This is a genomic window from Streptomyces sp. NPDC101237 (assembly GCF_044767465.1).
Classification (GTDB): Bacteria; Actinomycetota; Actinomycetes; order Streptomycetales; family Streptomycetaceae; genus Streptomyces; species Streptomyces gramineus.
The window spans coordinates 8,008-20,970 of sequence record NZ_JBIWNY010000032.1; the positions used below are offsets into that span (position 1 = coordinate 8,008).

A 12,963-nucleotide genomic window follows, 5' to 3' on the forward strand; every position below is an offset into this window, starting at 1 on the left:
ACACCAGGTGCCGGACGGATCAGACGTGTCCTCCGCGCGAGGACGTGGAGGAGGAGTCCGGCGTGGGTAACCGAGTGGGCAACGCCGCCGACCAGGAACCGGTCGCGGTCGTCGGCCTGGCGTGCCGGCTGCCGGGGGCGGCGAACCCCGCCGCGTTCTGGCGGCTGCTGCGCGACGGACGCGACGCCCTGGCCGAACCCGGCCCGCGGCGCTGCCACCCGGACGGCCCGGCGATACCCCTGCTGCCCACCGGCGAACCGGTACGGGCCGGCTTCCTCGACCAGGTCGACTCCTTCGACGCCGCCTTCTTCGGCGTCTCCCCGGGCGAGGCCGCCGTCCTCGACCCGCAGCAGCGGCTGGTCCTCGAACTCGCCTGGGAGGCCTTCGAGGACGCCGGGATCGTCCCCGGCGACACCGGACGGCCGGGCGACACCGGACGGCAGGCCGGCACCGGCGTCTACGTCGGCGCCACCTACGACGACTACGCGACCCTGCGCGGCGCCCGGCTCAGCCCGCACTCGGCCACCGGACGCAACCGCGCGATGATCGCCAACCGGGTCTCCTACGCGCTGCGGCTGCGCGGGCCCAGCCTGGTCGTGGACGGCGCCCAGTCCTCCGCGCTGCTCGCCGTCCACCTGGCCTGCCAGGCGCTGGCGGCCGGGGAGTGCACGACGGCGCTGGCCGGCGGCGTCAACCTGAACATCACCCAGGACGGCTACGACCTCACCGAGGCGCTCGGCGCGATCTCACCGTCAGGGCGCTGCCACACCTTCGACGAGCGGGCCGACGGGTTCGTACGCGGCGAGGGCGGCGCCGTCCTCGTCCTCAAACCGCTGTCGGCGGCACTCGCCGACGGCGACACCGTGCACGCCGTGATCCGCGGCAGCGCCGTCAACAACGACGGCGGAGGCGACGCGCTGACCGCACCGCGCCGACAGGCCCAGGAGGACGTGCTCCGTCTGGCCTGCACGGCGGCCGGCATCGCGCCGGCCGACCTGGACTACGTCGAACTCCACGGCACTGGAACGCCGTTGGGCGACCCTGTGGAGGCCGCGGCCCTCGGCTCGGTGGCCGGGACCGGACGGCGCCCCGAGCGGCCGCTGCTGGTCGGCTCGGTGAAGACCAACATCGGGCACCTGGAGGGCGCGGCCGGTGTCGCCGGGCTGCTCAAGACGGTGCTGTGCCTCTCGCACCGGCAACTGGTGCCCGACGTCGACTTCCGCACCCCCAACCCGCGGATCCCGCTCACCGAACTCGGCCTGCGCGTGGTCACCGAGACCGGCCCGTGGCCTTCCACGAGCCGCCCGCTGCTCGCCGGGGTCAGCTCGTTCGGCATGGGCGGCGCCAACTGCCACGTGGTGCTCACCGAGCCGCCCGCCCCCGCCCCGGCACCGCCGCCCCCCGCGGCCACGCGCCAGGGCCCCGTCCTCCTGCCGCTGACCGCCCGCACCCCGGCGGCGCTCGCCGAACTGGCAGGGCTGGTGGGCGAGTCGACGGCGTCCCCGGCGGACCTCGCCTACTCGCTGGCCACCACCCGCAGCCCGCTGGAACGACGGGCGGTCCTGGTCGCCGAGTCCGCCGAGGAGATGCCCGCACTCCTGACGGCACTGGCCACGGACACGGCCAACGCCCGGGTGGTGCGCGGCACGGCCGTCGAGGGACGGACCGTGTTCCTCTTCGCCGGACAGGGCAACCAACGGCCCGGCATGGGAGGGGAGATCTACCGGAGCCACCCCGCGTACGCGGCCGCCGTTGACGCCGTCGCCGCGGAACTGCGCCCGCACCTCGCCCGGCCGCTGCTCGACGTGCTCCTCGCCGAGCCGGGCTCGGCGGACGCGGCCCTGCTCGACGAACCCGCCTACACCCAGCCCGCGTTGTTCGCCGTCCAGGTCGGGCTGTACCGGCTGATGGAGAGCTGGGGCATCACCCCGGACGCCGTGCTCGGCCACTCCTTCGGCGAACTCGCCGCCCTGCACGTCGCCGGAGCGATGTCGCTGCCCGACGCCTGCGCGCTGGTCGCCGCCCGCGGCCGGCTCATGCAGGACATCCCGCCCGGCGGGGCGATGATCCTCGTCGAGGCGTCCGAGGCGGAACTGCTGCCGGACGTCGAGGCGAGCGGCGGACGGGTGTCCATCGCCGCCCTCAACAGCCCCACCGCGACCGTGCTGTCCGGGGACGCGGACGCCACCGCGTCGATCGCCGGCCGCTGGTCCGCGCGGGGCCGGCGCACTCGCCGGATCCAGGTCACGATGGCCAGCCACTCCCCGCACGTCGACGGCATCCTCGACGGGATGCGCGCCGCCGCGGCACGGATCGCGTGGCGCACCCCGGACCTGCCGGTCATCTCCTCCCTCACCGGCGCCGCACTGGACGTCACCGGCCTGGACTGGCCGGAGTTCTGGGCCCGGCACACCCGCGGCACGGTACGGTTCGCCGACGCCGTCGCCACCGCCTGCGCGGACGGCGCCCGCACCTTCCTGGAGCTGGGCCCGGACGGGACCCTGAGCGCCATGGGCCCGGGCAGCGCACCCGAGGACGTCGCCTTCGTCTCCGCGATGGCCGGCGCCGAACGCCCCGACCTGCGGTCCCTGCTCACCGCGGTGGCCCGCGTGCACACCCGCGGCGTCCCCGTCGACTGGACCCGCTTCTACGACGGCTCGGGCGCCCGCCGGATCCCGCTGCCCACCTACCCCTTCCAGCGGCGGCGGCACTGGCTCACCGGAGTGACCGCGACCGGCGGCGCGACCCCCGCCGCACCCGCCGTCACCACCGCGCCGAAGACCGTCCAGGCGCCCCGGCCGGACTCGGAGCTCGCGGCACGGCCCGCGGCCGAACGGGAACAGGCGGTGCGGGACCTGGTGCGCGCCGAGGTGGCCGCGGCCCTGGAACTGGACTCCGCCGACGGGCTCGACATGCGGCGCCCCTTCAAGGACCTGGGCTTCGGCTCGCTGATGACGGTCGAGCTGGGGCAGCGCCTCGCCGAGGTGACCGGCGTACGACTGACCGCCACCGCCGTCCTCGACCACCCCAGCCCCGAACGCATCGCCGCGCACCTGACCGCTGAACTGGCCGCGGGGACGGCACCGGACGCCCCGACCGCGCAGCCGCCCGCCGAGCCCGCAGCCGACGCCGACCCGATCGCGATCGTCGGAATGGCCTGCCGGTTCCCCGGCGGCGTCGGCTCGCCCGAGGACCTGTGGGACCTGGTGACCGCGGGCACCGACGCGATCGGCGGCTTCCCCGCCGACCGCGGCTGGGACCTGGAAGGGCTCTTCGACGCCGACCCGGACCGGCCGGGCCGCAGCTACGCGCGCACCGGCGGATTCCTCTACGACGCAGCCGAGTTCGACGCGGACCTGTTCGGCATCTCGCCGCGCGAGGCGCTGGCCATGGACCCGCAGCAGCGGCTGCTCCTGGAGACCGCCTGGGAGTCCCTGGAGCGGGCCGGGATCGACCCGCTGTCCCTGCGGGGCAGCGCGACCGGCGTGTTCTCCGGGGTCATGGCACAGGACTACGGCCCCCGCATGCACGAGGGCGCCGACGGCCTCGACGGGTACGTGCTGACCGGCACCACCGCCAGCGTCGCTTCCGGCCGCGTCGCCTACAGCCTGGGACTGCGCGGGCCCGCGGTCACCGTGGACACCGCGTGCTCCTCCTCGCTGGTCGCCGTCCACCTGGCGGTGCAGGCGCTGCGCTCGGGGGAGTGCTCGCTGGCCCTGGCCGGCGGAGCGACGGTGATGCCGACGCCGGGCATCTTCGTGGAGTTCTCCCGCCAGCGCGGCCTCGCCCCGGACGGGAGGTGCAAGTCGTTCGCGGCCGCCGCCGACGGCACCGGCTGGGCCGAGGGAGCCGGCCAACTGGTCCTGGAACGGCTCTCCGACGCCCGCCGCAACGGCCACCGGGTGCTCGCGGTCCTGCGCGGCTCGGCGGTCAACCAGGACGGCGCCTCCAACGGCCTCACCGCCCCCAACGGCCCCGCACAGGAAGGGGTGATCCGCACCGCGCTGGCCAACGCCGGGCTGACCGGCACGGACGTGGACCTGGTGGAGGCGCACGGCACCGGCACCACCCTGGGCGACCCCGTCGAGGCCCACGCGCTGCTGGCCACCTACGGCCGCGACCGCGCCGGCGACCCGCTCTGGCTGGGCTCGCTGAAGTCCAACATCGGGCACACCCAGGCCGCCGCCGGCGTGGCCGGCGTGATCAAGGTCGTCCAGGCGCTGCGGCACCGAGTGCTGCCGCGCACCCTGCACGTGGACGAACCCTCGCCCTACGTCGACTGGGCCTCCGGCGAGGTGCGGCTGCTGACGCGGGAGCGGCCCTGGCCGGAGCACGGCAGGCCGCGCCGGGCGGGGGTGTCCTCCTTCGGCATCAGCGGCACCAACGCCCACGTCATCGTGGAACAGGCCCCCGACGCACCGCCCGCGGACCCCGCGCCCGCCCCGGACCCGGCGCCGCACGCCACGCCGGTGCCGGTCGTGGTGTCCGGGCAGACCGCGACCGCGCTGCGGGCACAGGCGGCCCGCCTGGCGGCCCACCTGGACGCCGAGCAGCACATCCCTGTCACGGACGTCGCACGCGCCGCCGCCACCACCCGGGCCGGACTGCCGCACCGCGCCGTGTACACCGCCACCGACCGCGCGGACCTGGTACACGGACTGCGCGCCCTCGCCGCCGACCAGGAGACGCCCGGCCTGGTGCGCGGGATGGCCGACGTCGACGGCCGCACGGTGTTCGTGTTCCCGGGTCAGGGTGCGCAGTGGGCGGGGATGGCGGTCGAACTGCTGGATTCGTCGCCGGTGTTCGCGGAGCGGATGGCCGAGTGTGCGGTGGCGTTGGGTGAGTTCGTGGAGTGGTCGTTGGCGGGTGTGTTGCGGGGTGAGGTGGGTCAGCCGGGGTTGGACCGGGTGGATGTGGTGCAGCCGGTGTCGTTCGCGGTGATGGTGTCGTTGGCGGCGTTGTGGCGGTCGTTCGGTGTGGAGCCGGACGCGGTGGTGGGGCATTCGCAGGGGGAGATCGCGGCCGCCTGCGTGGCGGGAGCCCTGTCCCTGCGCGACGCCGCGAAGGTGAGCGCCCTGCGCAGCGCCGCACTCGGCGCGCTGTCCGGCGCCGGCGGGATGATGTCGGTGGCCCTCCCGGCCGCCGACCTGGAACCACGCCTCGCGCGCTGGGCCGGGCGGCTCGCGGTCGCCGCCGTCAACGGCCCGTCCTCGGTGGTCCTGTCCGGAGAACCCGGCGCCCTCCGCGAACTGGAGGCCGAACTGACCGCCGAAGGCGCCCGCGCCCGGCTGGTCGCCGTCGACTACGCCTCGCACTCCGCGCACGTGGAACGCATCCGCACCGCACTCCTCGACAAGCTCGCCGGACTCCAACCCCGCGACGCCGACATCCCGTTCTACTCCACCGTGACCGGCGAACGGCTCGACACCACCGCCCTGGACGCCGAGTACTGGTACCGGAACCTGCGCCGGACCGTGCACTTCGAAGCGACCATCCGCGAACTGGACCGCACCGGGCACCGCGTGTTCATCGAGACCAGCCCGCACCCGATCCTCACCACGGCAGTCCAGGACACCGTGGAGGCGGCCGGCAGCACCGCCGTCGTCGTCGGCTCGCTCCGCCGCGACCAGGGCGGGCCGGCCAGGTTCCTCCAGTCGCTCGCCGAGGCACAGGTACGCGGGGTCCTCGTCGACTGGACCCCGGCCTTCGGCGCGGTCGGACCGCGCGCGGACCTGCCCACCTACGCCTTCCAGCGCCGACGCTACTGGCTGCCCACCCCGGCGGCCGGCACGGACCCCGCCGGACTCGGACTGGACGCCACCGACCACCCGCTGCTGGGCGCCGCCGCACCGGTGGCCTCCACCGGCGAACTGCTGCTCACCGGCGAGCTGTCCCGGCAACGGCAGCCGTGGCTGGCCGACCACACCGTCCTCGGCACCGCCGTCCTGCCCGGCACCGCGTTCGTCGAGATGGCCGTACGCGCCGGCGACGAGGCGGGCTGCCGGGAACTGGAGGAGCTGACCGTGCACGCGCCGCTCACACTGCCCGAGCGAGGCGGCGTACGCGTGCAGGTGGTGCTCGGCGCGCCCGGCGAGGACGGCGGCCGCGCCGTGGACGTGTACTCCCGGCCGGGCGACGCGGCCGCGTGGACGCACCACGCCGCCGGCCGGCTCGCGACGACGCAGACCGCCCCGCCGGCGACCGGCGACTGGCCACCGGCGGGCGCCACCCCCGTCGATCTCGCCGACCGCTACCCGGCACTGGCCCGGCTCGGCTACGGCTACGGACCCGTCTTCCAGGGCCTGCGCCGGCTGTGGCGGCACGGCGACGACCTGTTCGCCGAAGTCGCCCTGCCCGAACCGGCGTCGGCCGACGCGGCAGCCTACGGGCTGCACCCGGCCCTGCTGGACGCGGCCCTGCACCCGGCCGTCGGCACCGACGACGCGACCGGCGTGCGGCTGCCGTTCGCCTTCACCGGGGTCCGGCTGTACCGCTCCGGCGCCGCCACGGCACGGGTCCTGCTGCGCCCGGCGGGCGACGGGGCCGTGTCCCTTACCGTGACCGACGCCGAGAACCACCCCGTCGCGGTGGTCGACTCGCTGGCCTTCCGCCCGGTCGGCCCCGAGCAGCTCGCCGCCGTCCGCCGCGATCACCTGTACCGCACCGAGTGGGTCCCGCAGGCGTCCCCCGAACAGGCCGGGACCTGGGCGTGGCTGCCGGACCTGCAGCCGGACGCGCCGGTGCCCGCGGCCGTCGGTGTCCGCGTGACCGGCGTGGGCGACGCGCTGGCCGTGGCGCAACGCTGGCTCGCCGAGGAGCGGTTCGCCGGGGCGAAGCTGGTGCTGCTCACCCGCGGCGCGGTCGCCACCGGCCCGGACGAGCCCGCCGATCCCGAGGCGGCGGCGGTGTGGGGCCTGGTGCGCAGCGCGCAGACCGAGAACCCGGACCGCTTCGTCCTGGCCGACACCGACGGCGGGCCCGCCTCTGAGGCACTGCTGTCCCGGCTGCCGGCAACCGGCGAGGACCAGATCGCCCTGCGCGACGGACGGTTGCGCGTACCCCGGCTGACGCGGGTCACGGAGACGGCCGGTGCCGCCCCCTGGACCGCCGACGACGTCGTACTCGTCACCGGCGCGAGCGGCACCCTCGGCGCGCTGGTCGCGCGCCACCTCGTGGCACGGCACGGCGTGCGGACCCTGGTACTCGCCTCACGACGCGGCGCCGACGCCCCGGGCATGACCGAACTGGGCGCCGAACTGGAGGAGTCGGGCGCCGACGTGACGACGGTGGCGTGCGACGTGGCCGACCGGGACGCGGTGGCCGCGCTGCTGGCCGCGCATCCGGTGACGGCCGTGGTGCACGCCGCCGGAGTCCTCGACGACGGAGTCCTGGCCGCCCTCACCCCCGAGCGGGTGCGCGAGGTGTCCCGGGCGAAGGCGGACGGCGCACGCCACCTGGCCGAACTGACCGGACCTGAACTCAGGACGTTCGTGCTGTTCTCGTCGGTGGCCGGGACGCTCGGCAACGCCGGGCAGGCCGCCTACGCGGCGGCCAACGCCGCATTGGACGGGCTGGCCGCGCAGCGCGGGGCCGCCGGACGTCCGGCGACCTCGGTGGCCTGGGGACTGTGGGCCGAGGGCAGTGGCATGACCGGGGGCATGGCCGACACGGACCGCGCCCGGCTGGCCCGCGCAGGTGTCCTCCCCCTGGACACCGCCACCGCCCTCGACCTGCTGGACACGGCCGTCGCGCTGGACGACCCGGCCCTGGTCGCCGCCCGCCTCGACCCGGCGGCGATGCGCGAACGGGCGGCCGAGGGCACGCTGTCGCCGGTCCTGCGCGCCCTGGTGCCGGTGGCGCGCCGCGCCGCCGCCGCGGAGGGCAGCACGGACGACGCAGGCGCGCTGCGGCGCCGACTGACCGAGGGCGAGCCGCTCCGGGTCCTCCAGGACCTGGTGCTCACCCAGGCGGCGCTGGTCCTCGGCCACGCCGACCCCGCCGGGCTGTCACCGGACCGGCCCTTCAAGGATTTCGGCTTCGACTCGCTGACCGCGGTGGAACTGCGGAACCGGCTGGGCCGGGCGACCGGGACACGACTGCCCGCGACCGTGGTCTTCGACCATCCCACTCCCGCCGCACTCGCCGCACACCTGCGCGGCGCATTCCTCGCGGACACCGAGACCGCGGGCGTCCCGGCCGCCGCCACCCCGGTGCCGGCCGCGGACGAGCCGATCGCCATCGTCGGCATGGCCTGCCGCTTCCCCGGCGGGGTCACCTCCCCCGAGGACCTGTGGAACCTGGTCGCCGAAGGCACCGACGCCGTGGGCGGGTTCCCCACCGACCGAGGCTGGGACCTCACCGGCCTGTACGACCCCGACCCGGACCACCCGGGCACCAGCTACACCCGGCACGGCGGCTTCCTCCACGAAGCCGGCCGCTTCGACGCGGGCCTGTTCGGGATCTCGCCGCGCGAGGCGCTGGCCATGGACCCGCAGCAGCGGCTGCTCCTGGAGACCGCCTGGGAGGCGCTGGAACGCGCCGGGATCGACCCGTCCTCGGTACGCGGCAGCCAGACCGGCGTCTTCACCGGCGTGATGTACCACGACTACGCCAGCACGCTGCGCGAACTGCCCGACGGCGTCGAGGGGCACCTGCTCACCGGCACCGCCGGCAGCGTGGCCTCCGGCCGGGTCGCCTACACGCTCGGCCTCCAGGGGCCCGCCGTCACCGTCGACACCGCGTGCTCCTCCTCCCTGGTGGCGATGCACCTCGCCGCCCAGGCGCTGCGCTCGGGCGAATGCTCGCTGGCCCTGGCCGGCGGAGTCACCGTGATGGCCGAACCGACCACGTTCACCGCGTTCTCCCGGCAGCGCGGCCTCGCCGCCGACGGCCGCTGCAAGCCCTACGCCGGTGCCGCCGACGGCACCGGCTGGTCCGAGGGCGTCGGCCTGCTGCTGCTCGAACCGCTCTCCGCCGCCCGCCGCAACGGGCACCCGGTGCTCGCCGTGCTGCGCGGCTCGGCCGTCAACCAGGACGGCGCGTCCAACGGCCTCACCGCCCCCAACGGCCCCTCGCAGGAACGGGTGATCCGCACCGCGCTCGCCGCCGCCGGCGTCGCCGCCCAGGACGTCGACGCCGTCGAGGGCCACGGCACCGGGACGCCACTGGGCGACCCGATCGAGGCGCAGGCCCTGCTGGCCACCTACGGCCGGGAGCGCGACGGCGATCCGCTGTGGCTCGGGTCCGTCAAGTCCAACATCGGGCACGCGCAGGCCGCGGCCGGAGTGGCCGGCGTCATCAAGATGGTGCAGGCCATCCGGCACGGCGTGCTGCCCCGCACCCTGCACGTCGACGAACCCTCCCCCCACGTGGACTGGGCCTCCGGCGAGGTACGGCTGCTGACGGAATCCCGCCCGTGGCCGGAGCACGGCCGTCCCCGCCGGGCCGGGGTGTCCTCGTTCGGCATCAGCGGCACCAACGCCCACGTCGTCATCGAACAGGCGGAACCGGAGACGTCCGCCGCCACGCGACCGGCGCCCGGCCGGGCGGTCCGGTCGGGAGAGGCCGGGACCGGCACGTCGGCCGCTGTCGGGCGGGACGCCTCAGCCGGTGCCGGGCCGGACGTGCGGGGCGAGGCCGGGCCGGACACGTCGGCCGCTGTCGGGCGGGACGCCTCAGCCGGGCCGGACGCCGAGCCGTGGCTCGTGCCGGTCGCCGTGTCCGGGCAGAGCGAGGAGGCCCTGCGCGCGCAGGCCGCACGGCTCGCGGCACACCTCGACGCCGGCCCCGGCGACCGGGTACGGGACATCGGCTGGTCCAGTGTGGCCGGCCGGGCCGCGCTGGAGCACCGCGCGGTCGTCCTGGCCGCCGATCCGGCCGCACTGCGCGAACGGCTCGGCGCGCTGGCCGACGGCCGGGACGCCCCCGGCGTGGTGCGCGGCACCGCCGCCGACGCGGCACGGCGAGTGGCGTTCGTGTTCCCCGGGCAGGGCGCGCAGTGGGCCGGGATGGCACTGGAACTGCTCGACTCCGCACCGGTGTTCGCCGCCCGGCTGGCCGAGTGCGCCGCCGCGATCGAGGCGTACGTCGACTGGGCGCTGCTGGACGTGCTGCGCGGCCTGCCGGACGCGCCGCCCCTGGAACGGGTGGACGTGGTGCAGCCGGTGACCTTCGCGGTCAACGTGTCGCTGGCCGCGCTGTGGCGCTCGTACGGGGTGGAACCGGAGGCGGTGATCGGTCACTCGCAGGGCGAGATCGCCGCCGCCTGCGTGGCCGGGGCCCTGTCGTTGCAGGACGCCGCCGCGGTGGTCTGCCTGCGCAGCCGCGCGCTGACCGCCCTGTCCGGCAAGGGCGGCATGATGTCGGTGGCGCTGCCCGCCGACGAGGTGCGGTCCCTGTTCGCCGACGACCGCCTCGGCGTGGCCGCGGTCAACAGCCCCACCTCCACCGTCGTGTCCGGCGACCCGGACGCCCTGGAGGAGCTGCGAGCCGCCTGCGAGGAACGCGGGGTACGGGCCCGTCGTATCGCCGTGGACTACGCCTCGCACTCCACCCACGTCACCGCCGTCAAGGACGGTCTGGCCGGACTGCTGGCCGGGATCACCCCGCGGGCGGCGCGCACGGAGCTGTACTCCACGGTCACCGGGCAGCGCCTGGACACCCGCGACCTCACCGGCGCGTACTGGTACACCAACCTGCGCAGCACCGTCCGGTTCGCGGACGCGGTCCGCAGCGCGCTGGACGCCGGGATCGGCACCTTCATCGAGATCAGCCCGCATCCGGTGGTCGCGCCCGGCGTGCAGGAGACGGTGGACGCCGCCGGCGCGCGGGCCGCCGTGCTCGCCACCCTGAGGCGCGACGACGGCGGCTGGCCGCGCTTCGCGCAGTCGCTGGCCGAGGCGCAGGTGCGCGGAGCCGGAGTGCGGCTCACCGAGGCGTTCAAGGGCACCGGCGCCCGCCGCGTGGACCTGCCCACCTACGCCTTCCAGCACCGCTGGTACTGGCTGGCCGAACAGACCGGACCCCGGTCCGACACCTGGCGCTACCGCGTCGAATGGCGCCCCGCGGGCCCGCCGGAGTCCACCGGGACGGACGGCGAGTGGCTGGCGCTGGTGCCCGCCTCGGGCGCGGACCCGGACTGGTTGAAGACGCTCACCGGCGGCCTGCCGGTGCGCACCCTCGCCGTGGACACCGAGCACGCAGACCGCGGCGACCTCACCGACCGGCTGCGCCGCGCGCTGGCCGAACAGCCACCGCGCGGTGTGCTCTCCCTGCTGGCCGCCGATCGCCGCCCGCGTCCCGACCACCCGGTGGTGCCCGCCGGAGCGGCCGCCACCCTGGCACTGATCCAGGCGCTCGGCGATCTGGAAGCGACCGTCCCCCTGTGGCTGGTGACGTCCGGCGCGGTGAGCACCGGCGCCGACGACCCGCCGCGCGAGCCGGGCGCGGCGCAGGTGTGGGGGCTGGGCCGGGTGGCGATGCTGGAACACCCGGCGTTCTGGGGCGGCCTCCTCGACCTGCCCGCCGACCTCGACGACACCGCGCTGGAACAGGTGCGCACGGTGCTGGCGGGCGGCCGGGGCGAGGAGGACCAGCTCGCGGTGCGCGGATCCGGCACGCTGCTACGACGGCTGGTGCGCGCCCCGCTCGGCGGTGGCGCGGCCGGCGACTGGCGGGCCCGGGACACCGCGCTCGTCACCGGCGGCACCGGCGCGCTCGGCCCCGAGGTCGCCCGCTGGCTCGCCGCGCAGGGCGTCCGGCACGTGGTGCTGGCCAGCCGCAGCGGCCCCGACGCCGACGGGATCACCGAACTGACCGAAGAACTCGCCGGATTGGGCGTACGGCTGACCGCGCTCGCCTGCGACATCGGCGACCGGGCCGCCGTCGCCGCCCTGCTGACCGGGCTGCGCGAGCAGGGCGAGGTGGTCCGCACGGTCGTGCACGCCGCCGCGCTGATGCGGCTCGCGGCCCTGCCCGACACCGACCTCGACGAGTACGCCGACGTCCTCACCGCCAAGGTCCAGGGCGCCCGCCACCTGATCGAACTCCTCGACCCGGCCCCACTGGACGCCCTCGTCCTCTACTCCTCCATCGCCGGAGTGTGGGGCAGCGGCGACCACGGCGCCTACGCCGCCGCCAACGCCGAACTCGACGCACTCGCCGAACAAGCCCGCGCCGCCGGCCTGCCGGTCACCTCGGTGGCCTGGGGCGTCTGGGACGGCGCCCGCTTCCCCGACGGCGTCGACGCCGACCAACTACGACGCCAGGGACTGCCGTTGATCGCACCCGGGCCCGCCCTCGACGCCCTGCGCACCGTCCTGGAACGCGCCGAGAGCGGACTGTCCGTCGCCGACGTCGACTGGGCCAGGTTCATGCCGCTGTTCGCCTCGGCCCGCAGCAGGCCCCTGTTCACCGACATCCCCGAGGCCCGGCGCGCGCTCGACACCCGGTCCGAACCGCAGTCGGCACCGACCGGCTCCCCGTGGGCGCAACGCCTTGCCGGACTCTCGGATACCGAACGCCGCAGCACCCTGCTCCGGCTGGTCCGCGAACAGGCGGCCGTCGTCCTGGGCCACTCCGGCCCGGCGGCGATCGGCCCCGACCACGCCTTCCGCGACCTGGGCTACGACTCCCTGACCGGGATCGAACTCCGCAACCGGCTCGGCGAGGCCACGGGCCTGACACTGCCGGCCACCCTCGTCTTCGACCGGCCCACCCCGGCTGCGGTCGCCGACTACCTCCGCACCCGCCTCGCACCCCCCGAACCACCCGTCCTCACCGAACTGGACCGGCTCGCCGAGCGGCTGTCCCGGAAGGACGCCCACGACGACCGCGACGCCATCGAACGGCGACTGCGGGCCCTGCTCGCCCTGTTCAGCAGCGACGAAGAGGACTTCGACCCGATGTCGAACGAGGAGATGTACGACCTCATCGACCGCGAACTCGGCGCGAACTGAAAGGGGT

1 protein-coding gene is annotated in these 12,963 nt (G+C 75.9%); it reads left to right on the top strand.

The window, feature by feature from the left end; all coding sequences use genetic code 11:
• Window positions 1-62 precede the first annotated feature (62 nt).
• Window positions 63-12,956 (top strand): SDR family NAD(P)-dependent oxidoreductase, encoded by a 12,894-nt coding sequence (locus ACIRQ9_RS34725; RefSeq protein ID WP_404182804.1) that lies wholly within the window; start codon window positions 63-65, stop codon window positions 12,954-12,956.
• Window positions 12,957-12,963 lie beyond the last annotated feature (7 nt).